Here is a 26588-nt window from a genome sequence, read left to right as displayed (position 1 = left end):
ACCCTCAGCTTGGTTGGGACACCGCCTATCGCACCCAGGCCCTGTCGAATTCCCAGCGCTGGTCCCAGCCGTCAGGCCGGCGCAGCAGGGCTTCGTTGACCCACTTCATCACGTTGGGCCGACCCTCGACGGTGATCGTCTCGGCTTGGATCAGCCACGGATTGGTGGTCGCGCCCAGGCTGCGCACGTCGCGCAACACGAGTTCCCGCAACGGGTGTTCGGTGGAGACGACATCGAGGCCGGAGACCTCGCCAATGCCCTCGAAGATAAGCTTCTCGGCCGAGGCCAGTTGGTGGATGCGGCTGACATCGACCCGACGGGTGGTGTCGATGTAGACGACCTCGGCCGGGTGCGGCCAGCCGGGGGAACCGTCGTCCAGTTTCAGCCGCTGAAGGCCGAGCCAGGACAACGGTCCCCGGATCAGGTCCAGGGCATCCTGAGTAGCGCCCCGCAGCAGCAGCGAGTCCAGACGGGGAGCGGCGACGAAGGGTGCAGCTTCCGGCTGCCAAGGGCCGTGATAGTAGCGGAATTCGGGCCATTCCTGCCGGGTGGGCGCAATTTTGATCTTGTCGTCGATGTCCAGCCCTTCCAAGTGCGGGATCTCGTCCAGCAGCGAGAAGTCGGTCACCCCGAGACTGGCTTGGACGGTCCGGACGACATCGAAAACCGGGGCGAGTACCTCAAGCCCTGGCTGGTCGTCGGGCGGGTAGTCGATGACCACGCGCCCGTCCTCGAAGTTCAGCAGGTGTTCGCGGGCGTTCGGGGGCAGCACCCCGTGCTCCACGATCAGCGGGTCGGGAGTTTCGTCCTCGTCCTCGAAGCCCTCCGGGGCTGTGACGAAGCCGAACTCCTCAAACATCGCTGCCCACGCGGGGTCATCTTCGATACTTCCCCCGTCTTCCGGATATTCCATGTCCCAAGTTTGGCAGGCATGATCCATTTTTCCCTGATGACGCGGAGCGGCGAGCAGGAGTTGCCCCAGCTGACTGGTCTCCATCCTGCGGCTTCACACACCCATGAAACTGCTGGCGATGAAACTGGCCCCTACGAAAATGAACATGAGACCGAAGAGCCGGGCAAAGGCCGGCCTTGCCATGAAGGACGCTGAGTAGTCGATCCCCATGGGTTTCTCCTCTGCGACGGCTCCAGCCAGTCCCTCCGCTGCCTTGTTCAGGTTGCTTGCCAGGCAAATTCCCAGGAGCAGGCCGGCTGTGCCGATGCCCCCCGACATCCACCGTGAAGCATCGGGGACGCCCAGCAGGACCGAGATGATTCCTGCAACGAAGACGACGATGAAGAGGATGTAGAGAGCTTTCAGTGGCTGTGGCAGTCGGGAAATGAACCGAAAGGTTTTCATCGTTCACCCCCGATCCCGGATGCGATAACAGTCGATACAACAACGAACCAGACACCGATCAGCATGTATGCCGCACCAAAAAAGCGAAGAAATCCCAGTTTGACAAAGGGCGACCGGGAGTAATCGACTCCAAAAGGCTTGTACTTCGTCATCATGTCCGAATAAGCCCGGGTCGAGCTGCGAAAGTCGGTCAGTAACAGCAGACCAAGCAGAAAACTGATCACACCTAGGCCGCCGAACATCCAGGGAACGAACGTGTAGAGCAGGTCCTCCCGCCTGGACAGAGCGAGGAAGACGAATCCGATAAACACTGCTGCGAAGGCCGCGGTGAAGAGCTTCAGAAGCAACCTTATCGGCTGCGGCAAGGTCTCCGTGGCTCTCCAAAACTTCATGTGTCCCCCATAGTCGTAGCAGCACAACCGATTTGGGCTAAACCTAAAGCATTAGGACGCAACAGACGAGCAAAAAGCAGCAGCGGGAGGTGCTCGGCGGGTGCTTGTATCGTGGCCTCATGAATTCCAGCCTGCCAGCCGGTCTGCGGCCGCCTGTGGCGGTCGCCCTGGCTCATGCGGTGGAGAAGATTCCGGATCCCGGGGCTCTACCCGGCGGAGCCTGGTACGAGCCCAAATGGGACGGCTATCGTGCGGTCATCAGCCGTGACGGGGAAGAGACTTCGATCTGGTCCCGGCAAGGCAAGAACCTCTCGCGGTATTTCCCTGACTTAATAAGGGCAGCGGCAGAACTGGTGCCGCCAGGCTGCGTGCTCGACGGCGAAGCCGTGATTTGGTCGGAGGGTCGTCTGGACTTCTCCGCACTCCAACAGCGCTTGAGCACCTCCTTGAAATCCCTCCCCGCGTTGGTGCGCCGGGTGCCGGCCCACTTTGTGGCCTTCGACCTGCTAGTCGTCGCCGGGCACGACGTCCGCAGTGAACCGTTCCGGGTCCGGCGGGAACTGCTGGAAGAACTCGCTAAGGGCTGGGGCGAAACCCTCGAACTATCCCCGGGCACCTCGGACCCGGACACTGCCGCGACCTGGTTCAAGGAGCTGCCCGCCACGGGCATCGAAGGACTCGTCATCAAGGGTGCCGGCCAACCCTACGAGGGAGGGCAGCGCCAGTGGCAGAAAATCAAACACCGCGACACCGTTGACGTTGTCTGCGCCGCGGTCATCGGCCCGCTCAGCCGGCCCGAGGCCATCGTCGCCGGGCTGTCTATCGACGGGGAACTGCGCATCGTCGGACGCTCCGCTCCATTGAAGGCGGTGGCCGCGAAACTGCTGGGATCCCAGCTGCAGGCAGCAGGCCCGAATCATCCCTGGCCACGCCGGGTGAGATCCACGATCATGGACAGGTTCAACGCCGATGCCGGCGAAACCGAGCTGACCCTTGTGCAACCGATCGTCGTCGAAGTCTCTGCCGACACCGCGATGTCCGGTACATCCTTCCGACACGCGGTGCGCTTTCTCCGGGCCAGACCGGAACTGGATCCCGAATCGGTGACACCTCAGACGACGGATAGAAACCCGGCCTGATCACCTGCTTCAACCATGCCGCCCTGTTCCTGCGCCCGCTTGCTGGTACCACGCTAGGCTGCTCCCAAGTCCGCACGTTTACCGGCCGTCGACAGGAGCTTGTCATGAAGAACCGCACAGCAGTCCTGGCCATGGTTCTCGCAGTGCTTATGGCCGGCTGCGGAAGCTCTGCCGGCAGCGGAGCCTCAGCCAATATCGTCACCGGGCCGAACGGCGAAATGCTGCTGGTGCACCCACGCAGCGCCCAGGCGAACTCCGTGATGGAAGCCGCTTTCGACGGAACACTTGTTGTAGGCGAGGACGATTGCATGATCGGGAGGACCAGCGATGGATTGGACTTTGGTCTGCTGTTCCCGGCAGGGGCACGATTCGGCGCTGGCGACCCGCTGACCGTTGAGGTGGAGGGCCATTCTCTCCAGATCGGAAGTCTCGTCAGTTTCGGCGGCGGATACCTATCCCGCAGCGACATTGGAAAAATACTGGGTGGCACACCGGATCAGTGTCTCCGAGAGGAGACGTTCTACGTCCAGACCTTCTAGCACTGACGTGTCTCGATAGGCTTCAGATAGGAGAAGGACGGGCCCAGATCAATCCAGCGGCAGTGGGTTTAGCGCCGGAAACATGGCGTCGAGCTCGGACTCCTCCCACTCTTCACCAGAGGGCTCGTCGACGTCGAAGATCCCGGGGTGGTTCGGGTAATCGTCCCACATCTGTCGCCCCGTGAGGTATGCATAGGTGTCGGCGGCAACGTAGGAGAGCAGTTCCGCCTCGGCAACTTCTTCCTCATCGGTCAGTCGTCCGTCCGCCAGGGCCGACGGGTCGTCGCGGACCGCTTCGAAGTAATCCGGCCCCTGTGCGATGACCCAGCTGCGGAAATACTCGAAGCAGTCGTCCCCGCAGCCGTTCTGCAGCAGGAAGGCCGCACCCCAGAGATCCCAGGAATAGAGTTCGTCGTGGTGTCGGGCGAACTCCATGTCGAACTCGGCGATCTCTGTTGCGGGAAGCGTCGCCAGGCACTCTTCAAGAGCAGCTGTCTGCCTCCAGATGCTGCTACCCGAGGCCGTCTGGGTGTATGCGATGATGCCCCAGAAGCCGCCATCTTTGACGGAGTCGACCCCGCCGCAGGGGCCCGCAGCCGCCGGTTCCTCGCCGGAGCCGCAACCGGCCAGCATGACCACGGCGGACAGCAGCGACGCCGTCCACACCTTCACTCTCATGCCCCGAAGCAGCCCTTCACAAATCGCCCGTCTGGTGGATAAACCCCGCCTCAGGCCGCTTCAGTCTTAGATCAGGAAAAGGCGACAATTCCGAATTGACAGAATATACCTCACCAACGGTCGACAGTGCGGCTCTCCGTGTTCGCGGACGAGGGCGTAACTGGCAGGGCATCGATCTTCACCAGAGCCCGGTATATCGACCCAAGGAGCAAGACCAAACCTACGAAGCCCAGTAGCCCTCCGAAAACCGTTATACCCAAGAACAGGCCACCCAGCTCAGCGGAAGGATCCGTGAAAGCCGCGCGTGCTCCGAACGTCAGGGCAATGAAAACAATTAGTGGACCAGCCAAAATCAAGCTGATACCGCTCACGAAAAACCCTGCCGCGTTTTTGTACTTCATATTCTCCCCATTGAACGAAACCGTCACTTAGCTTACATGGCGCGGACCGTAGGTGCTGCGGCTGGGAAAGATGGTTAATCCGGCCCAATGAAGTGCGCTGGTCAAGCGGTCATCCCAGAATTTGGACATGAAAAAGGCCGGAAGCAACGAATGGCTTCCCGCCTTCTCCGTTAGGAGGCTGCTTACGGGCAGCGGATCTGTGCGCCGTTTTTGTCAACGGTCCAGCAGAAGTCGACAGGACCGTAGCTACCGCCAAAGACGCCGCCACCGCCCGACTTCTTCGTCCTCATAGTCTTAGCGACAGTGGAAGAGGACTTTTTAACCTTCCCGTTGACGGACTTCGCGTTCGCTTTCACCAGCACCGTGTACTTGGTGTCCTGCTTCAGCTTCGTGAACGTCGCCTTGGTGCTGGTCGTGGTGTAGACCTTCACCGTTTTGGAACCCTGCTTCAGGGTGATGGTGTAGCCGGTCACCTTGCCGGTGACAGCCGGCTTCTTCCAGGAAACCGTGACGCTGCCCTTCCCGGCTGACGCCTTGACGGACGCCGGCGCAGCAACCTTCACATAGAAAGCCGAAACCGTCCTCACTGCCTTGGAGACAGTGGAGGAAGATTTCGAGACCTTGCCGTTCGCCGACTTGGCGTTGGCTTTCACGGACACCGTGTAGCCGGTGCCGTCCTTCAGCCCGGTAAACGTCTGTGAAGTCTTCGTAGTGGTGTAGGACTTCACCGACCTAAAGCCCTGCTTCAGCGTGACCGTGTAGTTGGTGAGCTTGCCGGTGACGGCAGGCTTTCCCCACGAGGCAGTGATCTTGTTCGTCGTAGCGGAAGCCTTCAGAGACTTGGGCGCGGCAACACTGACGATGCCTGCGGGGTCCTTCGCGGTGGTAATGAACTTCTGAATACCGTTGGAGCCTGTCCCCTTGCCGTCAGCAGCTACTGCGTCAGCGATCACCGTAAAAAGGTACTCGGTTTCCGGCTTCAGCCCCGTGACGGTGTAAGAAGTCGCAGTTGCACTCGTCTTGTACCACTTATCGCCTCTGGAATCTTCAACCCATATCCGGTAACCGGTAAGAGTGCCACGAACAGACGGCTTCGCCCAGTTCACGGTAACTCTGTCGCTGCCGACCTTGCTGAAGGACACAGGAAACTCAGCCACCCGCGCCAGAGAGTCCTTCAAGGTCGTGAAAGTGACGGCAGTAGGATCGGAGGCTTTCTTATACTTGCCGTTGGCAGACACAACGTTGGCACGCACCTCGACGGTATAAGTAGTAGAGGGCTGAAGGTCATTTAGAGTATGGGAACCGAACCCCGAATTCCCAATGGCAACTATATTCGGCGCTGTGAGCGTCTTGACGACAGTCGCACCATTCTTCACCGTCACGGTGTAGTTGAGGAGCTGGCCGACGTAAAAAGGTTCCTGCCAGAATAAATGAGCCTCAGTGTCACTGACTCCGGACGGATAACGGGGGCTGGAGCCGAAGCGAACGGCATCCACGGGATGCACGAGCACGGTGTCGGCTTCGGTGCCGGTCTTGAAGCTCACCGTTGCGGCCGGAGACACGGCATGATCCGAGCCTCCCCAGGCCGAGACACGGATTTCGGCCGTATACTCGGTGTTTTCGGTCAAGCCGGTGAGCCTGTGTTCCCAGTCAATCTGATTGGGGAAATCCACCGAGCCGGCGCCTGTCCCGCCAACCACTTTTCCGGCCTGCTTGACGGTGATGTTGTAACTGTGGCCCTCGGCCACAATCCCGGCCGGTTTCTTCCACTTCAACCTAACGGAGTCAAACGAGACATCGGTCGCTTCAAAATCGGTCGGTGCGTTGGGGGCTTCGGCGGCGACAGGAGCGGCGTAGGCCGGCGCAGCCGTCAGGGTGGTGGCGGCGACACCGCCGCCGGACAACAGGACGCCGGCCGCAAGGACCAGCGACAATCCTTTTCTGAGTTTCAAGGTAATGGACCTTCTCTTAGATGGGGTTTGGGGAAGATGGAACAGCAGCGTTCCTGGACAAAACTGGGGGAGGAACCTTGCGGCGCTTGGCATGAGCGCCGCAAGGTTCTGTCGAAGTGGTTCTCACTTGTATGTTTCGACGCATTCCAGCCGGGCGTAAGTGATTCGCCCTCGCTGTGTGTTTTGGTCGCCGTCAACGTACGAGTAAACCGTCCGTCGGTACGGGGCATAAGAACGAAGACCTGGCCGCCCTCGAGTGTCGAAGCAGCGGGATCAGGAGACGCGACATCGCGGCGCAGTCAATAGCGGCCGGTAAATCCCTTTCATGCCCAGATAGGCGCATGCCTAGGGCCTTACTCATGCCCTACTCTTCGTAGAGACGTGCACCAGATGCAGCCATCCCGGTCAGGATGTTTCCGGACTTTCAGCGTCCGCAAAGGCGACGTCGATTTGGCCCGTACCTGAGGGCGCCAGAATTCGACGCCGCCGGCTGAACCTGCACCGGCTCGGCCTCAGCCGCAGGGAACAGCACTGGCACATGGCGTCCAGACTCTCTGCCGGCTGCTCCCGCATGTACACCCTCGGCGGATCAGATTTCAAGCCCGATGCTTACCTGGGCCGGGATCTGTAACAGTTCTTTGCTGTTACGCGTTGCACCGTCGATCCCCGCCCTGCAACGGCTTTCTATAAGCGGAATTCCACCCACAGCGGATAGTGATCCGATATGCGCCACGAGAGCTCGGTGCGTGTCAGTCCCCGTAGAACGTGCGGGACGAAGTCGAAGGAGCCTGCGCTTCCGGCGTACTCCAGTGAGTGCAACAGCGACGTCTCATGTGCATCCATCTTTGAAAACCATGCGATCTGATCGTAGAAGTGTCTGTCCTTGTCGTTGTCGAAGATAGTCCGCGGTACCTCGTCCAGCTCGACGGGTGGTCGGAGGCCCTCTGAAACAAACGCTTGGTATAGCGCGTCGCCTAGGCGGTCGAGGTTAAAGTCCCCAAGCACCATCAGGTTCTGGTTCCAGTCGTTGCGCCGCACGGCCCAACCACGCATCCAGCGGGCGAAGGCGGTGATCTCTGGCAGTCGGTCGGTGGCCTTTTCCCCCCAGATGACGTGCACGGTGGCGAGGGTGAACTCGGTGCCGGCTCGGGCGAACCCGGCAGCGTAGGGAGTGCGGGCAAACTGTTCCGCCGGTGCCCCGGCAGTGGGGGGCAGCACGATTTCTCCGACCAGCCGGAGGGCTCGACCCGGAAGGAGTCGTAGAGGAATGCGAGACGCTCCCCGTTGCCGGCCTCACCTTCGGTCACATCCGAGGCAATTAGTCGCCAGGTTGGTCCGAGAAGCGTGAGCAGGAAGCGAAGGGCTGTGGTGCTCCGTCGGACCTCCTGAAGGGCGACGACGTCGAAGCGGGATACGATCTCCGCAATGCAGGCCACCGCATGCCAGTCCCGCTTGGGAGAGTCCTTTGAGCCTGCGGCCCAATTGGCAGTGATATTTCCGAAGGCCCGCAGGTTCCAAGTCGCAATCAGCACATTCTTATTTATTTTTGGCGGCACTGCTCCGTCGAGTGCGCCTTTGAGCCGGGCCACATCCTCTTTCACAGCCTGCGGCGGCTTCTCGATCATGGGCCCATCGAAGCATGAACAGGTCAGTGTCTCTAGGTTTACGTGCTCTAACTGGTTGTGACCATCGAGAAATAGGCACGATCTGGTTTAAAAGCTTTCGGGAGCAGAACATCTCGACCCGCCGTTTTCCCTCGGATTCCGAAAGTTATCGCGTGCAACGTCCTGAACCGATCTGGTGGTGACGGCCCGTGGACGGCCGACTTAAAAACCCCAACGAGGAGCCCAGCATCTCGACCGATGCTAACGTTCTAAAGGGCGACTAACTACGCCGGGGCCGGTCCACCGCCCCATTCCGCTACGGTAAGAGCATGACAGATATTTGGGGCATACTCAGCGAACCGTGGGGAGTCCTAATAGGGGCCGGTATTACAGGGCTGGCCGGCATGGCAGGGCACGCTTGGCAGGTCAACCGCGAACACAAGCAGTGGCTCCGTAATGAGAAGCAGAAAGCCTATTTCGAGTTCATCGCAGAAACAAGCACTCTGTTCAAAGGCGTCGAGCGAGCCACGGCACCGGAACAGTTAGACGAGCTGAAACGCATTGGAACAAATAGGTCCAAGATAAAGCTAATAGGCAGCGCTGAGGTCCAAAACTCCGCACGTGTTCTCGATACGACTCTCGGCGAGCTCCTGGATATGCGGCGCGCGATCATGCAGCTTGGGTCAGAAGACTCAGGACAGTTGACCGAATGCAGGGCGCTCCGGGACAAGGCATCCAAGAAGAATGGGACTGCCGGACGTCGATTCGAAGAATTCGTTTCAGCTGCTCGGCGAGACCTCAAGGCAGCTCATAAAAGTGACAGGTTCATCAATAAGGGATTCAACGCCCCGGACGCACCCTCGGACGAGGACCGGAGACGCGAGCTTCAGGAGATTGACTGAACTTTTTCTTACTAGGCTGCCTCCCCCAAGAGACAGCGGTGTGATCGTGCCCCACCCTTCGCGGGCTGTGGTTCCTGCCCGGGCGTCGGCATCAATCGCGGCTGCGCCATTCGGACCGAGCCCTCGAAGGCGTCGGCCATCCTTGAGAGGGACGGCAGCGCCAATGCAAAAACACCGCGACACCACTGATGGCGGAAAAACCCCGTAGATTGAGACGTTCATGGCACTGAATGCGCATCATTTACATCCTTCCTTGTCTTACGCTGGCAGGTTAGTAGCGTTGTTGTGCCAGCACATCAATGGAAAAGGACCGTTCCGTGGCTGATTTAAAACTCTTCCGGCTCAATAATGGAGAAGCCATCGAGCTGCCGTCGACCAGTGTTGCCTTAGAGCGAGACTTGCAGAAGCTGCTCGAGACGAACCTCGAGACCATTTTCGGGATTCGATTTCTCGCCAGTGAGTATGACACCGGCAAGATCCACCGCGGCCGTCTCGATTCACTCGGTCTTGATGAAAACGGTTCCCCGGTCATCTTGGAGTACAAGCGGACAACCAACGAGAACGTTATCAACCAAGGCCTCTTCTACCTGGACTGGCTGCTGGATCACCAAGGTGAATTCCAAATCCTCGTGGAGCGACGGCTCGGGCGGGAAGCTGCGCAAGCGATCGACTGGACCGCGCCACGACTGATCTGCGTCGCCAACGACTTCACTCGCTACGACGAACACGCCGTCCGACAGATCGACCGAAACGTCGAGCTCGTCCGCTATCGCGACTTTGGTTCGGCGCTCCTCGCCATAGAACTCGTCACAACCACCACTACTTCAAACACGCCTCAGCGTCGGAGCACACCAACCGTGTCGGAGGGATCATCGCGGCAGGGGCGAGATAGGACTGTCTCGGACCTGCTGGCCCAAGCCGATGGGGGGTTGCAGTCCTTATACGAGGCGTTCGAAGCCTTTGCCATGTCATTGGGCGACGACGTCGTTAAGAACGAACGGAAGAATTACTTCGCGTTCCGCCGGCTCAAAAACTTCGCCTGCGCTGAGGTCCACCCTCAGTCCCGTAACCTCCTTGTATACCTCAAGCTCGAGCCCACCACCGTCGAGATGCAAGACGGTTTCATCCGCGACGTTTCCAATATCGGCCACTTCGGCACTGGCAATGTAGAGTTGCGCATCACGGACAAGCAAGCGTGGGAAACAGTCGAAGCGCTCACTCGAAGGGCCTACGAAGCCAACTAGGCGGGGCTGCGCGGACTACTCCATCTACAGAAGGTAAGTCGGTCAGCCATGCCAGCGTGTCCAGGGGTGACCAGAATCCGGCTCGGACGACGATCCTGATAAGGATCATAAATCCACAACATAATGTCAGTTATGTTGTGGCCTCGGGAAAAATGGGTTCACGGCTAGTTTGAACGACCGGGTTTGGGCTACCTGGCCCACCACCACGGCCCGCCGCGGGGAGCCATCTGGGTAAGACAATCGCTTCGGCCAGCTGAGTCCGATTGCTCCGAAGAGTGTCTGAGGCGCGGAGGACGTCACCTGTTCAAGGTGGCGCCCGGTTCGTGGGCAGTTGCAAGAAGGGCGTTGGCGTACCGATCTGCCGCGATCCGGACGTACTTCGGCGTCATTACGAGTACCCATCCTGTGCCGATAATCAGGGCACCGGCTCCCATGATCAGTATCGGCCACCACGGCCAGCCCGTGGCGCCTGTCAAATTGAGTATAGAGCCTGCTACGGCTGCGACGAACGCAGCAGCAGAGCAGCCGATTCCTATCGGCTTTAGCCCGTACATGTTGCGAGCGGTCCCGTAGTGGATGAGCTCGGCGAAAACCCTGGGGTACTGCTCTTGGTTGCGAGTGAGCTCCCGCAAGCGAGCGACAGCGTCTTCGTATGCTTCGTCAGCAGCGGCCGGGTCGGCTTCTTCAGAGGCTGGGTCGGGAAGCAGGACACCGGTCATCGATTGAACGCGACGGTGCAGCCGCGACACTGCCGAATGGCTGCGCCCTGACCATCGAAGTTGCTGCATGGACGGGCTTCCGCCCCACACATGCCACAGCTTTTCCTGCACCGCGTTGCCACGGTCACGGACTAGCCGCATGACCACCAAGTGAAATCCTGCTGCCAGCGCAACCAGGATCAGTGAGCGCGCGACATCCTCCGCAGTTTGCGCTCGTATACACACCAGCGTTCCGATGGTGATCGGCGCCACCGCCGCAACGGCGGGGGACAGTTGTGTCGTGCGTCCGTACCGATCCATGGCTGTTACTCGCCAGGGGAGAGCCACGGCAGCGGAGTGATGCTTACCCAGCCGTTGCGTTGGCCGGCGCCGCGACTCCACCGGATGGTCTTGCCGCGGGTCGCGCACACACTGTAGCCCCGACGTGTGAACGCATTCGCAACTTCCGCACGGGGGAAGTCGTCAGCCTCCTGGCCGACGCTGACGAACGCGGTCCGCTCCCGGCTATCACCGACAATCGGCCCAGCCAATCGATTCATGACGTCTGTAGTGAGATTGTGACGCGAACCATGATGCGGGATGTCGAAGAAGTCAGGAAGCACAGTCGCGCGTCCGGAAAATTCGAGGTGATCGGCCGCCTGGGTAAGCGCGGGTGCGCCGGCGTCTCCGGTGAACAGAGCCCGGTACCCGTCAACCTGTAAGTCCAGGAGGATGCTGCTGTTATTTCGGGCGGTCGTGCCCCCATGGTCGCTCAACTCACCCTCACCTGGGTCTGTGGTCCGCGGTGTTAGAGCCCTCTTCACAGCCTGTGCTGCTGCTTGAAAGGCTGAACCGACTCTGCTGGCCAGGCTTCGCGTGTCCTCCTGATCGGCAAGGAGTTCCTTGTAGTAGGCCTCTGTCGGTCCCGCGACTGTGAGCGCACCTGAGAAGAACGTCGTGCCAGCGAAGGCATCCGTGATGATCTCTGTCCCGTGCTGTCGGGCCAGGGCGATCAACTCGTCGACCTTGTCGGCTTTAACCTCATCAGACCCGTAACCGTAGGCGGACGGTTGGTGGATGACTAGCTGTCCTACCTTGAGCTGTCCAAATACCCCGAACAAGCCGTTGATGTGGTCGTCGTCTGGATGCGTACAGACCATGAGGTCAATGCGTGAAGAGCGGTAATACTGCTGCACATGGGCAACTATGCTGTCGCTGGTCTCGTTGAAACCACCGTCAATAAGAACAACTCTGTTTACGCCAGTTGCTGGATCGGAAAAGTGACAAAGAATTGCGTCCCCAGTGTTCGTCTTGTCACCGATGGGGATGAATTCAATTTCGAGCACGGTTACCCTGTCTGTTCTGGCCGCTTGCTACGACCCCTATAGCGTAAGGGAAGGGTCAATACTTTTCGGATATAGGCACGAGGCTGCATCTTCGAACTCGGCTTGCGGAGGAACGCCTCGAGGTCTGTTTGTTTCGTCAAGCATTACCGATTCGTGCCGGTAACGCTGGGCTGGGTGACGTTAGAGTGGCGCTCGGCGGTGAAGTGCTCGACAAGTCGAAAAACAGCGACACTGCCAAGAATCTTTAGACCGTTCACCGGCTACGTGCAAAGCTCGTCCCATGACATCAACACCATGGGTACGGAGCCGCGGTCTCGGAAGGGCTGTGGGCTGATGGCCGGGCGCCTGGGAACGAGTCCAGGGCTCGGCGGTAGTCTTGTGAGCATGACGACCGATTTCCTCTGCCCCCGCTCGGATTGTGGGAACGCGTGGAGCATGGAAGCCGACGAAGACGGCCTGTTCAGCGGCTATGGTCGGCCCCCTTGTCCTGTCTGCGGAACAAACGGGAACGAGGCGAGCGACTATGGTGAATGGGAATGCTCGCACGGGCACAGTTGGCGCACCTACGGCAACGGCGGTCTCATCATGGGCATGATGCCACGCTGTCCCGAGTGTGACGCATTGCCGATCGAGGCTTAGCCGTCGTTTCGAGGCTCACGATGCTGCGCTGATCCTAAAGCTCTTGGATCTCGGCTGCCCGGAAGAAGTGGGAGATCTGGAGTACTTGCGTCTGCTGGACACCGCAATTCCGATAAGGACGATCTGCAGCATGGTTGTTGGACCGACATTGTCGGATTAGGCCGGCGACTTGAACCAGTCCTGAGCGAAACCGGGTTTATCGGTGAGGATAGACTGGCTGAGTGCCCGATCATGATCAAGAGGGCCCGTTTGATCGGGCGCGGCCGCTCACGCCATCACGTCCTGAGCAGCCGAAGGTAAAGCCATCCAAGTCTGACCCCATTGAAGTGCGCGAGCCTGAGGGTGCGACCTGTGATCAGGATATGAGTCTAATCCTGACCCGTTGGCAGCGGATCAAGGAGCATCCGGCTTTCAAACCGGTTCTCGCCGTTGGCAGTCTTGCAGCTGTTGGCGGGGTCGCGTTTTTGACATTAAGGTCGCCCGAAGCGATCAAGCAGGTCAGTGCCGCGGTCTTGGAGAAAGTCCCTGAGTTTACGGAGGCGGCTGTCGAGGGCATCGGCGAGGAAGCCAACCGAAAGTCTCCGATCGAGCATATGGTCAACGGGTACCAGCGTTTGCAGCACTATGGTCCCGGCGGCACCGAGACAAAGTTCGTCCAGGTCTCGCCTTACTTGCGTGGAGGCAGTGTCTAACAGGCGTCTGGGATGCTGGCCGTGTCGGAATTGCGTTTGTCTTGGTCTTCGGCTGAGCACATCGAACTCGAAATATGCCAACTCCAACGTTCCCTTCCCTCGCGCCATGGTTCTGGCCAACGGGCGGCCTGCGAGCTGCCTCGGGAGCCGAACACTCTTCATCCCCGCCGGCGTGGAGTAGAGGCAGACACCGTAATCGCTCTGCTCTAGCTCCTGCATGTCCTGGATCTGATCCTCCGTGGACCGACGAGATGGCCAGGTGCGGATATGGATGTTCATGTAGTCGGGGCCATCCATCACCTGGACCAGCCCAGCTCTCACAAGCCCAATGGCAGGAGCACGCACTGCTTCCACAGGCTCACCGTAGATGTGCAGCCCGTTGAACTCCCCTGAGCTTAGATAGCGATCTCGGATCCGAGTGAGCAACTGGTTCGCGCTATCGCTGAGGCCGGGGACATTCTTCGCTCCCGCAGTCATTGTGTCCATCTGCACTTGGCCGGGGCCCTGACAAATCAGATCCGCAAATCCCTAGTAATCCAGGTCCCGACTTCGCGCTTGACAGAGTTCTCAATGTCGTAGCCGTCGAACTCCTTATAGAGGCGGTGGACCACATCGGAGGGCATGTTGGGCAAACGCTTCTCTTTGAGGAGCAGCGTGCGCTTGCCCCGCCCCATGAGGTACCCGAGCTCAAGAGAGACATTCGGGTTGTAGTCGCGCTGTTCAATGTCCTCGAAGACAGCGATGCCGTACTGGCAGCCAGTTAGGTAAACCTCGATGTTAGACCAAAGTTCACCGGTGTAGTCTCGGTCATCGGCCCGAACTGCGTTCATCCCGTGCTCGGCGAGGCCAGCGACGATAGCGTCGTGAATCTGTTTCATCTGCTCGGTGGCGCTAAAGCGCATCATGATGAAGACATTCCGGCTGGGGTCGGGATGATCATCGAGAAACATTCGCAAGTAAGAATCGAGGTGTCTCACATGCTCGATGTCCCCGAGCTTACTTAGAGCGTTCATCGTCTCCACTTCCTTTGCGTGGGTTGCCGCAGCGGCTTCGATCTTTGCTACACGGTGAGGATCGGTAGGCAACGGAAGGGACGCCAAGGCACTCACCGGTAGACCTAACTGATCCTGCATGAGGCTAATCAGGGCCGCCGGGGCGAAGAACTCGCTCGGCCGATCAAGCCAAGCGAGTTGCGCCATTCCTGTCGCGGGGCTGCACGCAACCATGATCTGGCGGCTGTCACGAAGCACGCTAAGTGAGAACGGCTTCCCAAACGGGGAAGCGTGGGATGGTAGCCCCAGAGCAGTGAGGTTCCTTTTGAAGGCATCACCGAAGTCATCGATCACTGCCTGAACGCTCGCTTTTGTGTTCTCGTCCATGTCTCCTCTGACATAGGCCGCCCCCGGCCACTCAAGTCCCAATGCCGCTCCTACTCCTTGTGGTTCTCTATTAGCCCTATACAGGACCGCAAACATACAAAGTCATTTCGATCGTCCACGCCTAGCCAGGACGACACTGGCACTACGGCGCCTGAGGTGAACCGATGAACGAGGGCCGTTAGCCTTGGCCCGTTAGAGGTCAAGGCGCCGGTCACATGGTATTCGTCCATGCCAGCAGTCTATTCGGCAGAGTGGAGCACGGGGATCGCGGACGCAGCCGCGGCGATGGAGCTCTTCCGTGAAGAGAGACGTTTCCGCTACGGAACGTGGTGGAGTCGGTCAACGTTTATACCTCGGGTGGGGAGGCGCATGGATAGCTGCAAAGGCAGGTAGCATATCCCGGGCTGAAAGCACCCTGGAAGGAGTCTGCACGTAGCTCGTCGACGTCGCGGTCGAGCTTCATCTTTACCGCGACCGATTTCTGAGCAGAGTCGATGTTCTGTAACTGGGGCAATCCCATTCGATGTGTAAGGGCACAGCTCAGTGGAGCAAAGTTGAACCTGGCGTTCGGATTCGCTTCTAATTGGAGGATGGCGAGATTCGGAAAACGAGTAACGGGCGTCAGCGGCGGGAACGCGCTGGGCAGCGTTGGGGTCCAATGGGAGTACATCCCGAGCGACCGGGATCTGGCCCGGCGAGTGCTCGTGGACTTAGAGCCGCGCCGGCTGCTGTACGGCGATTTTAGCCTGGAAGACATCCATGAATGCAGAGGATCGGCAGGATCGCTCAGAGACTACCTAGGCTCGATCCGGAAGATCGACCACATCGGCAAGTCCCTGGACCGTGAGCTCCGCGCTATGCAGCGGGCGGCCACTGAGTTCCAGACACAGATCGGACACCTCCGCGGAAACTACGTATCTCCGCAAGAGCTAGCGGCGCCACTTAGTATCCTCAGGGCCACGTACGGGATTGCGATCGGGGACTTAGCCGCGCAGTACGACCTCGAGGTAGCTGACGAGTTGGCAATGATCGTGCCGGACGGAGACGCGTGGTTTTTTGAGAGGATGGGGTAACCGATAGGTTGCGCTGACGTCCTACTGCAAGGTTATTCGGCTACGGAACGTGGGTCGAAATTAGGTTTGCGCTCTAACCTCTTTCGCGGGCAATGGGGCCGTTGACGCGTGGCCCCATTGCCCGCGGTGCAGTTTAGTAGCTGATCACGTGGGGCTGGCCCAAGTGCTTGAGGCCTTCGACGCCGAATTCCAGGCCGTAGCCGGACTGCTTTGCGCCGCCGAACGGTACCCGCGGGTCTACGGCGCCGTGCTTGTTGATCCACACCGTGCCGGCCTGGATCCGGGCTGCGACCTCCCGGGCCTTGTCCTTGTCCGAGGACCAGACAGAGGCCCCCAATCCGACCTCGAGGGCGTTGGCCATCTCAATGGCTTCGTCCACGCTGGAGTACTTGACGATCGGCAGGGCCGGGCCGAACTGTTCCTCAGCGACGAGCGGGTTGTCGTTGTCGATGTCGGCCACCAAGGTGGTCGGGTAGAAGTAGCCCGGCTGGCCCTGTTCGGGGTCGCCGCCGAGCACGATGCGGGCGCCGGAGTCCTTGGCCGCCTGGACCAGGTTCGCGACGATGTCGTACTGGTTCTTGTTCTGCAGCGGGCCGAGCACATTGTTCTCGTCCAGGCCAACACCCATCGGCATGGCCTTCGCCGTTTCGGTCAGGGCCGAGACAACATCTTCGTAAATGTCCTCGTGCACGTAGAGGCGCTTCAGCGCCGCGCAGGTCTGCCCGGTGTTGATGAACGCACCCCAGAACAGGTCCTGGGCGATCGCTTGCGGGTCGGCGTCCGGGAGTACGATGCCGGCGTCGTTCCCGCCAAGTTCCATGGTCAGGCGCTTCACGGTATCTGCGGAGTTGCGGATGATCGCCTTGCCCGCGGCGGTAGAGCCGGTGAACATGATCTTCGCGATTCCGGGGTGTTCGACCAACAGGTTGCCCACGGTCCGGTCTCCAGAGACTACGTGCAAGACGTCGTTCGGGAGCGCTGTGTTCAGGACGTGCACCAGTGCGAGGACCGACAGCGGCGTGGAGCTCGAGGGCTTCATCACGACGGTGTTGCCCATGCGCAGGGCGGGGGCGAGCTGCCACACACCGATCATCATGGGCCAGTTCCACGGGCCGATCGCGCCGACCACGCCGAAGGGGCGGTAGTGGAGTTCGGCCCGGCCGCCGTCGTCGTCGACCAGCACTTCAGTCTCGAGTTCGAAGGATGCCGTAGCGCGCAGCCATGCCGCGCAGGCCCCGACCTCGAAGCGGGCGTTCGGCCCGTTCAGCGGTTTGCCCTGCTCGCGGGAGAGCAGCTCGGCGAGGGCCTCGGAGGAGGCTTCGACGGCGTCGGCGGCGCGGTTCAGGTGGGCGCTGCGCTCCTCGTGGCCGAGGGCCGCCCATGCCGGCTGCGCTTCGCGGGCAGCGCTGACGGCCGATTCGAGATCCTCAGCCGTGTGTTCTGGCGCGCGGCCCACTAGTTCACCGGTAGCCGGATCCTTGATTTCCCGGCCGCCCTCGGACGGCTGGATGACGGAGAGCAGCTCCTCAAAGCTGACGACTGGGGTTTCGAATTGCGTGGTCATGTCTGGTCCTTTTGGTGTAGGCGGATTCAGGGGTGCTGTGCGTGCGCGTGGCCTGTGGGTTATTCGGCGGGGTAGTGGGTTTCGTTCAGGACGGTGAACCTGCTGTCGAAGGGCAGGTGCATGGGGGCCAGGGTCGGTCCGTCCCAGCAGAACATGCGCCCGATGGAGCGCTCGTTGGCGAGGTCGATGACCACGAATGACTCGACTGGCATGACGGTTTCGCTCCAGTACAGGAGCACGATCCCATCGGCGAGTTCGAATACCCGTATGGGATCGACGTCGCTCAGGCCCCGTTCCGCGCCCTGGACGCAGTGCCAGACGAACGTGCCGGAGTTGAGGTAGATGTGCTCGTACCGTTCGGTAGGGCTGTAGCGGTAGAAAATGCGCTTGCCTGTTAGCTCGTTGCTTTCCGCGCGAGGTTCAATCGCGCCGGTGCCGGCCACACGACCCGAGAGAAAATCGGTGTGCATGCGCACGTCCCCGTGGCGGTTTACGAAGAAGGATTCCGCGACCGTGACCCGGCCGTCAGCGCGGTTGAAGATCATGGTGACGTCGTGGGTGCCGGTGCCTTCGCCCTTGAGGAAGTCGATGTAAAAGATCTCCTCGCGCACTTCGACCGCCCTATAGGGGTGGGTGCCGGAGGCGCTGGCGTCGGCGCCGCCTGTGATCGTCCAGGTGACCTCGCCACGGTCGAAGGAGTGGCTGATGGTCCATCCGTTGTCGAAGGCGAGGTCGAACGAACTGCCCTCGAGTTTGTCGCTCACCGGGAGGGTCGGGTCGCCGAAGCCTTCGAGCATCGCCGTCACGGCGGGCCATTCGTCCTGTGGGACGTAGCCTTGTCCTTCGGCGTGTGCAGTTGCGGTGTCGTTGCTCGTCATGGCGTGTATGTATCCGTTCTTTTGCAGGCTCAAGCCTCGTGGGTTACCTGTGTTAGTCGAGCTTGGCGGCGACGATGCGCGCGGTGGACAGACCGCTTTCGATGGCGCCGTCGATGAAGCCGCCCCAGCCGTTGGCGTAGTCGGAACCGGCGAGGAAAACGTTCCCTTCGGGGCGCTGCATTTCCTCTAGACTTTCCGACAGGTATCCCGTGTAGTGCATGGGCCAGGTGGATTTGGCGAACTCGTCGCCGACCCAGGAGTGCCCGGTGATTTCGAGGACCTCAATGCCGGGGACCAGTTTCTCCAGCACAGCCTGCGCGGCGTCCCTATCTTCGACATCGACTGCGTTTCCGTCCGGTCCGAAGGCGACCAGAGTAGTGCTGTCCTCGTCGAAGTATTCGGACTGGACGAAGTTGATTGGCCAGTCTTCTGCGCCAAAAGCGACAAACCGGTCCCACTTGCCCCTAACCTTGATCCACACCTTCGCCCCCAGGCCTGCTTGGCCGCGTGAGGCAGCGGCCTGCTTGCCTTCCGAGAGCGCGGGCGAGAACTCAACCGAATCCAGTGCGTTCAGCGGCAACGTAACGATAACAGCCTTGGCGGCGTGGGTCGCCCCGTCCGCGGTGGTGACGGTGACCCCGGCGTCGTTCTGCTGTACACACTTGACGGTGCTGCTGAGGTGCAGGTCCGCCGTCGTGTCCGCCAGGATCGCGGCGGCCAGGGCGGCCGTTCCGCCCTGCACCTTGTAGGTGGCGCATGCTTCGAACATGAGCATCCAGTCGCCGCTGGCGGCCGAGCACCAGCGCAGTGCCTGGGTGAAGGCGGCGTCTCCGATCTTGCCGTTGAAGTTCAGCGACCAGAAGGTGCGCAGCAGTTGGCGTGCTTCTTCGTCCAGGTTCAGCGCGTCAATCCGGGCGGAGAGGCTTTCGTGGTCCACGCCCTTGACCGCGGGGTTGCTCAGCGGCTGGTACGGCAACGGGATGAGCTCGCGCGTCTGTTCCAGCAGGCGTTTGTTGGGTTCGTCGATGATCTCCAGTACCCGCTCGGCCGGTCCTTCATGCCGCTGTCCGTCGGCCCACCAATAGGCTTTCTCGAACTCCGGGCCGGCGACCACGCCGATGCCGTAGCGGGTCATCTCCGCCCATACGTGGGGCTGGACCCAGTGGACCCAGGTGCCTCCGAGTTCAAGGCCGCGGCCCATCCGCTCTTCCACCCACGTGCGGCCCGCGATCCGGTCGCGCGCCTCGAGGATCTTCACGGTATGTCCACGTTGCGAGAGTTCGCGGGCTGCGGTGAGGCCGGCGAACCCGGCCCCGATGACGACGACGTCAGTAGTAGTGCTCATTGGTTGCTTCTTTCAGGGAATGGTCAGCTGTAGACGAAGAATTCGACGGTGGGTTCGACCACTGTCCATCGGGTCTTGGCTCCCTTGGAGAAGGAGGCCATGCTGCCGGCCTTGAGGTCGAAGGTGTCCCCGTCGAGGACTTCGATGTGGAGGTGGCCGGAGACGATGTAGATGGTTTCGTCTTCTTCGATCGGCAGGTCGAACGGTTCCGGGGCGTCTTCGGGCGTGACATGCCAGATGCCGGACGCGAGGGCCTGGTTGCCGCCGTCGCCGTTGCGGCGCAGCCACTGGACCTGGCCGACCTCGAACGGCTCATATTGGGTTTCGGTGTGGTCGGCGTGGAAAACGGGTGATGTCATGGTGATCTCCTTGGGGGCTAGTTGGTTGGTTCGGGGGTGGATACGGGATCTTCAGCCGGGTACTCGGTGCGTCGCGGTTCGCGGAGCAACGGCAGCTTTTCCTGCCCGCGGCGGCGGATGGCGTAGAGGACCAGGGAGAGCAAAAGGATGCCGACGCCGATGGAGAGTTCCAGCGGTCCGCCGTAACCGGTGAGTTCGGAGGACAGCGAGCCGACGACCAGAACGACGGCACCGTAGATGGTCAGGGTGATCGCCAGTGGCATTGCTGTGCGCCCGGCACGGAATGGTCGAGGCATCTGGGGGTGGTCTTTACGCAGGATGATGAAGCCGCTGACGGCCAGCAGGATCGCCAGCAGGTAGCCGAGGTTCGCCGCGACCAGGATCGAGATCGGATTGGAGACGAAGATGATCAGCAGGATGTTCATGACGACGGCGGTAAGGATGGCCCGGGCGGGAACCTGGTGCTTGTTGAGCTTCTCGAACTGCCGGGGAACCAGCCCGTCCAGCGCCGCGCCGTAGAGGGCACGCGAGCCGTCGGCCATGCTGGCGTTGACTCCCATGAGCAGCGCGCCGACAGAGATGATCAGCATGATGTCAGCCATCGGGCCTGCGGGCAGCACGCTGGCGAAGGCGTTGACGAAGACGCCGCCGACGTCGGCCGCCGCGTCTTCGCGGGAGATCAATCCTCCAACGCCCAGCGGAACCAAGGCGAACATGGCGAAGGTGTAGGCACCCGACGCGGACAGGGCGCGCTTGGCGTCCTTGCGTGACTTGTATTCCGGGGTGAAGGCGGCGCACATTTCGGTGCCGTAGGCGGTCCAGCCCACCAGATACAGCCAGACAATCGCGTCCTGCCAGCCGCCCCAGTGGTCGGCACCTTCGCCGCCGAGGCCCCAGGTGAGGTTCTCGACGTGCCAGTTACCGCTGATGATGGGCGAGACGACGAAGATCAGCAGCGGAATGACCAGCAGCGCACCGAGGAGCTTGTTCACCCAGGCGGCGGGCTGCGCACCGAAGAGATTCGGGACCATGATGGCCAGGATCAGGGCGATACCGATCAGTTGGCTCAGTCCGATCTGGGCGATGCCGAGGTCCAGCACCCAGGTCTGGTCCGGGAACCAACGCGCCTGGATGATCGCGCCGGCGGTGAAGCTAACGACTGAAATGACCGCGGACCAGCCGAACCAGTAGCCGAAAGTGGCCAGCGCACCGGCGGGCGCGAAACGTTCCTTCCATGCCTCGTGTGCATAGACGGGGACTCCGCCCGGCTTGTTCGGGAACATGGACGCCATTTCGGCAAAGAGGTTGTTTTGAAGCCAGCCGATTCCTGCCGCCAGTGACCAGATGAACAGGGCGGATAGGGCGCCGATGGCGGCCATCGTGGCGCCGAAGGAGACAAACAATCCGCCGGAGACGGCCATAGCCAGAGCAAAAGCATCCTGCCAGCGCAGCGTCTTGTGAAGTGACGGTTCCGCTGCCGGAACGGCGGCAGCGGGTGAGTTTGGGTTGGTCATCACGGGACCTTTCAATGAAGAATGCCGGAACGCATCGACAAGTGAGTGTGAGGTGGGGCACGTCCACCCACAACTATGCACTTGCTTAGTTCCGAACGTCAATAGGTTTGGAAAAGTTCTTTTCTGGGCCGAGCGCTCTTGGGAGATCGGACCGCTTGTGTAGATAGACTCGTTTCATGCCCAGTGGACGAGCGCACAAATACGGTGACGGGCGGGAAGCCCTCTTGGCCGCCGTCGTAGGAGTCGTGGCTGAAAAAGGGCTGCGGGGCCTGACCTACCGCGCCGTTGCGGAGCGGGCAGGCGTGAACAACACGCTGATCTCCCACTACTTCGGTTCACGAAGCGCACTGTTGGAAGCGGCTATGGAATGGGCCTCTGCTCGGTCCATCCGTCTCAGCGATCTATCGGCCACCGAGGAAGTCAATGAGGATTTCGCTCGCGCCCTGGTGGAACTCGTCCAGTCAGAACCAGAGCTGCAGCTGTTCCAGTACGAAATGATCTTGGAATCCCGGCGAAAACCAGAACTCCGCCCCTCAGCGGTCAAGCTCTATGAGAACTACGTCGCCTCGATGCAACAGGCACTGCAGAAACACGGCTATCAAGACACAGGCCCATTGGCGCGCGCAATTTTCGCAGCCCTCGACGGCTTGGTCCTGCAGCAACTGACAGTGGCCGATACCGGTTCAATACATGATGCGATCCTGCGAGTAGGGCAGCTGCTGGAAAGGACGCCTCGTCAGCAGAGCTCCGTCCTGGAGAAAACACATTTGGCCCCGAGCAACCCGTTGGATAGTACAACGGCGAGAGCTATATGACGCGGCGACTCGCTGGCATGTACCCGCCACGTTGTAGTCGGTGGAGTTGGTGAAAATCAGACCCGCCTGCCTGGCCGGGGCAGGGCAACATCGTTGACGTCGAATTCTGGCGCCTGCAGGTACGGGCAGACCTGCGAACGGCGGCGCTCCAAGAGGTTATTCGGCTACGGAACGTGGTGGAATTTCGTTTTGCGGTCTAACCTCTTGCAGTCACGTGATGGTCGACGGTCAACGGTCTTGGACCGTCTCCGGTGCAGGATTTGATGGGCAAAGTCGGCTTCGGGGAACTCGCCTTCTGGCTCGTCGCGATGCGCTGGCAAGCACGGCGCCCTCAGTTTCGCAGGCTGGCCCCCGGACACGACGTGGACCTGGACGGACCAGCTCTCCAAGTACGCGGCCTTCGAAACCCCGGACCCCTTCTTCTGGACCCGCAACGGCTATGCCGTCATCATGGCTGACGCCCGCGGCGCTTGGGGATCCGAAGGAGACGTGACCATGTGCGGGCCCGAAGAAGCCGATGCGTGCTGTGACCTGATCGAATGGGCCGGCGAACAGGACTGGAGCAACGGCAACGTCGGCATGGCCGGCGTATCCTGGTATGCGGTCATCCAGTGGGCAGTCGCGGCCCGTCGTCCCTCGCACCTGGCCGCCATCAACCCCTGGGAAGGCTGGACTGACCTGTACAAGGAAGTCCTTACTCACGGCCGGATACCAGAGACACAGTTCGGTGCGGCACTTGGCCCGCTGATCGCGAACACCCACGGACAGGTCGAAGACATCCTGACCAACAGCATGAACCACCCCTTTTATGACGAGTACTGGCAGTCCAAGGCCCCGGACCTTTCCGCAATCGAAGTTCCGACCTATGTCGTGGCCAGCTGGTCAGACCACGGGCTGCACACCCGGGGAACCTTGGAAGGTTTCCGCCGCATCTGTTCAGAGCAGAAGTGGCTGGAAGTGCACGGCCGTAATAAGTGGCAGAACTTCTACGACCAGGACAGTCTCGTCCGCCAACGGGCGTTCTTTGACCACTTCCTCAAGGGAGAAGAAAGCACCGTGGCATCCTGGCCGAAGGTCAGGATCGAAGTTCGCGACCGAGCCTATGTTGGCGAAAACAAAGCCGAAAACGAATGGCCCCTCGCCCGCACCGAATACACTCCCTTCTACCTCGACGCCGGCCGAGGAGCCCTCGAAGAAGACCCCGGCGCCCATGCGCAAACGATCTCTTACGATGCCGCAGCCGGGCGGGCGGTCTTCAAGCACACCTTCGAAAAGGACACCGAAGTCACCGGATATGCGAAACTTTGGTTGTGGGTCGAAGCCCAAGGATCAAATTGGCCAGCGCGGGAGTGCCCTTTGGCGAGGGCGGGACATAAAACCTCCGGCGAGAAGTGTGAACTTCGGAACAAGCTCCACCTCACCCGGTGGTCTTTTCTTGTCACCCAGCCATGCCGGAGGTAGCTACGTCCGTGGACAATACTGCTAGGGAAGCGAGGGAGGCCGCTGGCCGCGACCTCCCTCAGGAGTTTTATGCCACGACTTTGTTGCGCTGACGGTAGTTGGCGGCCGGGTGGCGCTCGTTAAGCCTCGGTCCGGAAGGGCTCTCCGTGCCGGCGAAAAACTTCTCGCGAAGGGTTCCCGGTGCGTATTCCTTCTGCATGAGCCCTCGTTCTTGGAGGACGGGCACGACGTGCTCGATGAAGTCGTAAGTGTCACCCCAACCGGTCAGGTTGGCTATGTTGATACCATCCACACCGGCCGCCTGGTATTCCTCGAACGTGTCCGCGATCTGTTCCGGTGTCCCTGCAGTCGGTGCAGTGACCTGACCTACTATTTCGCGGAAGGTCCAATTCTTATCAGGTGCGTTCTCTGCAAGAACCTTAAACTGACCTTGGAGCGCGTCGGTCTCGAAATCGCCGACTGGGGTATCCACATCCATGAGCGAGAGGTCGGTGCCCATCGTTGAACTGGTGTACGCCAAATTGAATTCTGGACCGCGCCGTTCCATCGCATCTGCAAGCTTCCGCTTCGCCTCTTCCTCAGTGGATCCAACGACCACGTTCTGGTGAACGAAGTAGAGGCCGTCGGATCCTCGGCGGCCGTTTGCCACGTAACGGCTGCGCATGTCGTCGATGGTCGCTTTTGCCCCCTGGGGATTGTGGGCAGGAATGTACATCGCCTCCGCATTCCTGGCTGCGAACTCCCGGCCATCCGACGATGATCCTGCCTGGAAGAGCAATGGGAGGCGTTGTGGTGAGGGCTCATTGGTGTGGATGCCAGGCACCTTGTAAAACTCTCCCTCGTGTTCGATCGGATGTACTTTCTCGGGTTCGGCGAAGACCTTCCGCTCCAAGTCGCGTACTACGGCGTCGTCCTCCCAGGACCCTTCCAGAAGCTTGTAAAGCACCTGAACGTACTCTTCAGCTTGCCTATAACGAGTGGCATGGTCGGGCATCTCCGAGTGGCTGAAGTTGCGCCAGGCTGACGGTTGGAATGAGGTCACGATATTCCAGCCGATTCGACCGCGGGTGAGATGGTCAAGGGTGCTTAGGCGCCGAGCGAAGGCATAGGGGTGGTCTTGCATGACGTTCGCGCTGAACGCAAATCCCAAGTCCGACGTGGAAGCAGCAAGGGCAGCCGCGAGGAGCACCGGGTCACCCAGCGGGAACTGCATCGCTTCGCGCACGGTAGTTGCATATGACCCCCGGTATACGTCATGAACGCTGCTGTGATCGGCCCAGAAGAAGCCGTCGAATTTCGCGGCTTCCAGAGCCTGAGCAAGCTTAATCCAGTGATTGACGTTCAGGTAGTCAAAGTCACGGGCCTGCGGGTGATGCCAATTTGAGGTGGGAGGGCCCGCGGGGGCGAAGCTGGTGAAGTAAGTGAATCGAAGGCGGCCAGGCTTGTTCTCGGTCATGAGGATTCGTCTCCAGTCTGTAGCAGTAATTGGTTCCAGGTCCAACAAAGGGCTGGCTGGACCAGAACCTTTCAGCTCCACGTGAGCCGAGCGTGATCCGCAGCCCCTGTTATGCCGGTCACGGATTACTCACGGCCTGCCCAGAGACTTGGAAGGGCGGAGGCGCCCGCCTTGCGGCTACGTAGACGCCGGACGCCCATCAACGAGTCCATCTAGCAGAGGAGCAGCACCATGAAGAGAGTGAATGCGCGTGAGCGCTTTGCTGGGATCATCGCCGAAAACCGGATGCCTGTGGGCACTTTCGTAATGTCAATCGATCCCGCAGTTACCGCCGCAGTGGCAACCGCTGGGGCAGACTTCGTCGTCATCGATCGGGAGCACGGACCGAACGACACCATCACCACCGCCAACCATGTCCGCGCCGCCGAGGCGAACGGCGTTGTCCCCATCGTGCGCGTGCTGGCCAATGATCCGACGCAGATCCAGGCATCGTTGGACGTCGGGGCCCACGGGATCATCGTGCCCAAGATCGGCAACGCGAATCAGGCGGCCGCCGCCCTCGCCGCGACGCGCTACCAAGCCGGCGGACGTGGAATGTGCCCAGCAACGGAGGGTGCCCGTTGGTCCAGCGGTGACCGGTGGTTCGCCCACCGTGAGAGCTCCAATGAAAACGTGCTGCTCATCCCCCTCATCGAGACCCGCGAAGGGGTCGATAACCTCGCGGAAATTGTGGCGATTGATGGCGTCGACTATGTTTTCTTCGGTCTGGCGGACCTCTCCCAGGACCTTAACCTGCCGGGCGGCATCTATAACCCAGAATCCGCCCAGGAACTCGTACGTATATGGGACGAAGCTGTCGCCACTGTCCATGCTGCTGGCAAGAGGATCGGTGCCCCCGTTGGGTACGGGTTCGACGGCGGAGATTTCGGCAGCCTGGAAAGTGACTTCGGACTCCTCTCGTCCCAGTTCCGCTCTATGCTCAAGCCCTTCCGTCCAAGTGAGGAACTTGTCGTAGCCGGAGGAAGCGATACAAGCCTGGACTAATGACCCTTGAGTAGGGCCGCCCAGACCGCCCCGTCACTACATTCTCGGGGACGGTCCGGGGCGGAAGGGCATCCACCCGCTCAATGGACTGGCGCCGGTCGCAAAGCACGCCTGGTC

General features: G+C 60.6%; 24 protein-coding genes and 1 pseudogene. 10 read left to right on the top strand and 15 right to left on the bottom strand.

The window, feature by feature from the left end:
- Nucleotides 1-25: 25 nt before the first annotated feature.
- The 3 genes from AC5RV3_RS09030 to AC5RV3_RS09020 form a co-directional block, all read right to left on the bottom strand.
- Nucleotides 26-913, bottom strand: coding sequence for a hypothetical protein (locus tag AC5RV3_RS09030; RefSeq protein WP_494121829.1), 888 nt, complete (start codon nt 911-913; stop codon nt 26-28).
- Between the two features lie 93 nt (nt 914-1006).
- Nucleotides 1007-1357, bottom strand: coding sequence for a hypothetical protein (locus AC5RV3_RS09025; RefSeq protein ID WP_494121828.1), 351 nt, complete (start codon nt 1355-1357; stop codon nt 1007-1009).
- Nucleotides 1354-1749: a hypothetical protein gene (locus AC5RV3_RS09020; protein WP_493988380.1), complete on the bottom strand. Its 396-nt coding sequence runs from the start codon at nt 1747-1749 to the stop codon at nt 1354-1356. Before AC5RV3_RS09020 ends, AC5RV3_RS09025 begins: the two co-directional genes overlap by 4 nt.
- Before the next feature lie 119 nt (nt 1750-1868).
- Here AC5RV3_RS09020 and AC5RV3_RS09015 point away from each other — a divergent pair, with 119 nt between their 5' ends.
- Nucleotides 1869-2888, top strand: a complete 1020-nt coding sequence (locus AC5RV3_RS09015; protein WP_494121827.1) for an ATP-dependent DNA ligase — start codon at nt 1869-1871, stop codon at nt 2886-2888.
- Between the two features lie 104 nt (nt 2889-2992).
- Complete coding sequence (locus tag AC5RV3_RS09010) at nt 2993-3427, top strand: hypothetical protein (RefSeq protein ID WP_494121826.1); 435 nt, start codon at nt 2993-2995, stop codon at nt 3425-3427.
- Between the two features lie 48 nt (nt 3428-3475).
- Here the strand turns inward: AC5RV3_RS09010 and AC5RV3_RS09005 are convergent, their stop codons facing one another.
- From AC5RV3_RS09005 to AC5RV3_RS08995, 3 genes are all read right to left on the bottom strand, one after another.
- Nucleotides 3476-4105 carry a DUF4240 domain-containing protein gene (locus AC5RV3_RS09005; protein WP_494121825.1) on the bottom strand — a complete coding sequence of 210 codons (630 nt, stop codon included), beginning with the start codon at nt 4103-4105 and terminating at the stop codon, nt 3476-3478.
- Nucleotides 4106-4688: 583 nt separating this feature from the next.
- Nucleotides 4689-6458, bottom strand: coding sequence for a fibronectin type III domain-containing protein (locus tag AC5RV3_RS09000; protein WP_494121824.1), 1770 nt, complete (start codon nt 6456-6458; stop codon nt 4689-4691).
- 684 nt (nt 6459-7142) lie between these two features.
- Complete coding sequence (locus AC5RV3_RS08995; protein ID WP_494121823.1) at nt 7143-7676, bottom strand: exonuclease/endonuclease/phosphatase family protein; 534 nt, start codon at nt 7674-7676, stop codon at nt 7143-7145.
- 715 nt (nt 7677-8391) lie between these two features.
- Here AC5RV3_RS08995 and AC5RV3_RS08990 point away from each other — a divergent pair.
- Together AC5RV3_RS08990 and AC5RV3_RS08985 are read left to right on the top strand one after the other, a co-directional pair.
- Entirely contained in the window at nt 8392-8964 is a 573-nt protein-coding gene (locus AC5RV3_RS08990; RefSeq protein ID WP_494121822.1) for a hypothetical protein, read from the top strand.
- A gap of 317 nt (nt 8965-9281) precedes the next feature.
- Entirely contained in the window at nt 9282-10208 is a 927-nt protein-coding gene (locus AC5RV3_RS08985; protein ID WP_494121821.1) for a DUF5655 domain-containing protein, read from the top strand.
- Nucleotides 10209-10504: 296 nt separating this feature from the next.
- On the opposite strand, the gene AC5RV3_RS08980 is transcribed toward AC5RV3_RS08985, so the two are convergent.
- Entirely contained in the window at nt 10505-11227 is a 723-nt protein-coding gene (locus AC5RV3_RS08980) for a hypothetical protein (RefSeq protein ID WP_494121820.1), read from the bottom strand.
- A 5-nt stretch (nt 11228-11232) separates the two neighbouring features.
- A complete protein-coding gene (locus AC5RV3_RS08975) occupies nt 11233-12252 on the bottom strand; it encodes a ComEC/Rec2 family competence protein (RefSeq protein ID WP_494121819.1) in 1020 nt (339 codons plus the stop codon).
- 384 nt (nt 12253-12636) lie between these two features.
- Between AC5RV3_RS08975 and AC5RV3_RS08970 the strand changes: the two genes are divergently transcribed.
- Entirely contained in the window at nt 12637-12891 is a 255-nt protein-coding gene (locus tag AC5RV3_RS08970) for a hypothetical protein (RefSeq protein ID WP_494121818.1), read from the top strand.
- 221 nt (nt 12892-13112) lie between these two features.
- On the top strand, nt 13113-13583 hold the full coding sequence (locus tag AC5RV3_RS08965) for a hypothetical protein (protein ID WP_494121817.1): 471 nt from the start codon (nt 13113-13115) through the stop codon (nt 13581-13583).
- A gap of 512 nt (nt 13584-14095) precedes the next feature.
- On the opposite strand, the gene AC5RV3_RS08960 is transcribed toward AC5RV3_RS08965, so the two are convergent.
- Nucleotides 14096-14962 carry a hypothetical protein gene (locus AC5RV3_RS08960; RefSeq protein WP_494121816.1) on the bottom strand — a complete coding sequence of 289 codons (867 nt, stop codon included), beginning with the start codon at nt 14960-14962 and terminating at the stop codon, nt 14096-14098.
- A gap of 590 nt (nt 14963-15552) precedes the next feature.
- Between AC5RV3_RS08960 and AC5RV3_RS08955 the strand changes: the two genes are divergently transcribed.
- On the top strand, nt 15553-16035 hold the full coding sequence (locus AC5RV3_RS08955) for a DUF6650 family protein (RefSeq protein ID WP_494121815.1): 483 nt from the start codon (nt 15553-15555) through the stop codon (nt 16033-16035).
- Between the two features lie 133 nt (nt 16036-16168).
- Here AC5RV3_RS08955 and AC5RV3_RS08950 read toward each other — a convergent pair whose 3' ends face one another.
- Genes AC5RV3_RS08950 through AC5RV3_RS08930 form a run of 5 tightly spaced genes read right to left on the bottom strand, consistent with a single transcriptional unit; the run spans nt 16169 to nt 21695 of the window.
- Nucleotides 16169-17599, bottom strand: a complete 1431-nt coding sequence (locus AC5RV3_RS08950) for an aldehyde dehydrogenase family protein (RefSeq protein WP_494121814.1) — start codon at nt 17597-17599, stop codon at nt 16169-16171.
- Nucleotides 17600-17658: 59 nt separating this feature from the next.
- Nucleotides 17659-18477, bottom strand: a complete 819-nt coding sequence (locus AC5RV3_RS08945; protein ID WP_494121813.1) for a MoaF C-terminal domain-containing protein — start codon at nt 18475-18477, stop codon at nt 17659-17661.
- A 52-nt stretch (nt 18478-18529) separates the two neighbouring features.
- Nucleotides 18530-19822 carry a flavin monoamine oxidase family protein gene (locus AC5RV3_RS08940; RefSeq protein ID WP_494121812.1) on the bottom strand — a complete coding sequence of 431 codons (1293 nt, stop codon included), beginning with the start codon at nt 19820-19822 and terminating at the stop codon, nt 18530-18532.
- Nucleotides 19823-19845: 23 nt separating this feature from the next.
- A complete protein-coding gene (locus AC5RV3_RS08935) occupies nt 19846-20181 on the bottom strand; it encodes a cupin domain-containing protein (RefSeq protein ID WP_452034436.1) in 336 nt (111 codons plus the stop codon).
- Nucleotides 20182-20198: 17 nt separating this feature from the next.
- Nucleotides 20199-21695, bottom strand: coding sequence for an APC family permease (locus AC5RV3_RS08930; RefSeq protein WP_494121811.1), 1497 nt, complete (start codon nt 21693-21695; stop codon nt 20199-20201).
- A gap of 176 nt (nt 21696-21871) precedes the next feature.
- On the opposite strand from AC5RV3_RS08930, the gene AC5RV3_RS08925 reads away from it, so the two are divergent.
- Both AC5RV3_RS08925 and AC5RV3_RS08920 read left to right on the top strand, forming a co-directional pair.
- A complete protein-coding gene (locus tag AC5RV3_RS08925; protein WP_494121810.1) occupies nt 21872-22510 on the top strand; it encodes a TetR/AcrR family transcriptional regulator in 639 nt (212 codons plus the stop codon).
- 405 nt (nt 22511-22915) lie between these two features.
- Nucleotides 22916-23971, top strand: a pseudogene (locus AC5RV3_RS08920) (CocE/NonD family hydrolase); the annotation flags it as partial.
- A 67-nt stretch (nt 23972-24038) separates the two neighbouring features.
- On the opposite strand, the gene AC5RV3_RS08915 reads toward AC5RV3_RS08920, so the two are convergent.
- Nucleotides 24039-25427, bottom strand: coding sequence for an NtaA/DmoA family FMN-dependent monooxygenase (locus tag AC5RV3_RS08915; protein WP_494121809.1), 1389 nt, complete (start codon nt 25425-25427; stop codon nt 24039-24041).
- 231 nt (nt 25428-25658) lie between these two features.
- Between AC5RV3_RS08915 and AC5RV3_RS08910 the strand changes: the two genes are divergently transcribed.
- Nucleotides 25659-26471, top strand: a complete 813-nt coding sequence (locus AC5RV3_RS08910) for an HpcH/HpaI aldolase family protein (RefSeq protein ID WP_494121808.1) — start codon at nt 25659-25661, stop codon at nt 26469-26471.
- Nucleotides 26472-26588 lie beyond the last annotated feature (117 nt).

It is taken from the genome of Arthrobacter sp. Y3221114 (assembly GCF_059092625.1).
This window is presented reverse-complemented; position numbering and strand designations above follow the sequence as displayed.

What these genes read in the sequence shown, in the direction of transcription:
- AC5RV3_RS09015 (WP_494121827.1), top strand. Translation starts at nt 1,869, where the DNA reads ATGAATTCCAGCCTGCCAGCCGGTCTGCGGCCGCCTGTGGCGGTCGCC.
- AC5RV3_RS08955 (WP_494121815.1), top strand. Translation starts at nt 15,553, where the DNA reads ATGGCGAGATTCGGAAAACGAGTAACGGGCGTCAGCGGCGGGAACGCG.
- AC5RV3_RS08915 (WP_494121809.1), bottom strand. Translation starts at nt 25,427, where the DNA reads ATGACCGAGAACAAGCCTGGCCGCCTTCGATTCACTTACTTCACCAGC.
- AC5RV3_RS09010 (WP_494121826.1), top strand. Translation starts at nt 2,993, where the DNA reads ATGAAGAACCGCACAGCAGTCCTGGCCATGGTTCTCGCAGTGCTTATG.
- AC5RV3_RS09020 (WP_493988380.1), bottom strand. Translation starts at nt 1,749, where the DNA reads ATGAAGTTTTGGAGAGCCACGGAGACCTTGCCGCAGCCGATAAGGTTG.
- AC5RV3_RS08990 (WP_494121822.1), top strand. Translation starts at nt 8,392, where the DNA reads ATGACAGATATTTGGGGCATACTCAGCGAACCGTGGGGAGTCCTAATA.
- AC5RV3_RS08940 (WP_494121812.1), bottom strand. Translation starts at nt 19,822, where the DNA reads ATGAGCACTACTACTGACGTCGTCGTCATCGGGGCCGGGTTCGCCGGC.
- AC5RV3_RS08980 (WP_494121820.1), bottom strand. Translation starts at nt 11,227, where the DNA reads ATGGATCGGTACGGACGCACGACACAACTGTCCCCCGCCGTTGCGGCG.
- AC5RV3_RS08950 (WP_494121814.1), bottom strand. Translation starts at nt 17,599, where the DNA reads ATGACCACGCAATTCGAAACCCCAGTCGTCAGCTTTGAGGAGCTGCTC.
- AC5RV3_RS09005 (WP_494121825.1), bottom strand. Translation starts at nt 4,105, where the DNA reads ATGAGAGTGAAGGTGTGGACGGCGTCGCTGCTGTCCGCCGTGGTCATG.
- AC5RV3_RS09025 (WP_494121828.1), bottom strand. Translation starts at nt 1,357, where the DNA reads ATGAAAACCTTTCGGTTCATTTCCCGACTGCCACAGCCACTGAAAGCT.
- AC5RV3_RS09030 (WP_494121829.1), bottom strand. Translation starts at nt 913, where the DNA reads ATGGAATATCCGGAAGACGGGGGAAGTATCGAAGATGACCCCGCGTGG.
- AC5RV3_RS08930 (WP_494121811.1), bottom strand. Translation starts at nt 21,695, where the DNA reads ATGACCAACCCAAACTCACCCGCTGCCGCCGTTCCGGCAGCGGAACCG.
- AC5RV3_RS08970 (WP_494121818.1), top strand. Translation starts at nt 12,637, where the DNA reads ATGACGACCGATTTCCTCTGCCCCCGCTCGGATTGTGGGAACGCGTGG.
- AC5RV3_RS08945 (WP_494121813.1), bottom strand. Translation starts at nt 18,477, where the DNA reads ATGACGAGCAACGACACCGCAACTGCACACGCCGAAGGACAAGGCTAC.
- AC5RV3_RS08960 (WP_494121816.1), bottom strand. Translation starts at nt 14,962, where the DNA reads ATGGACGAGAACACAAAAGCGAGCGTTCAGGCAGTGATCGATGACTTC.
- AC5RV3_RS08925 (WP_494121810.1), top strand. Translation starts at nt 21,872, where the DNA reads ATGCCCAGTGGACGAGCGCACAAATACGGTGACGGGCGGGAAGCCCTC.
- AC5RV3_RS08910 (WP_494121808.1), top strand. Translation starts at nt 25,659, where the DNA reads ATGAAGAGAGTGAATGCGCGTGAGCGCTTTGCTGGGATCATCGCCGAA.
- AC5RV3_RS08935 (WP_452034436.1), bottom strand. Translation starts at nt 20,181, where the DNA reads ATGACATCACCCGTTTTCCACGCCGACCACACCGAAACCCAATATGAG.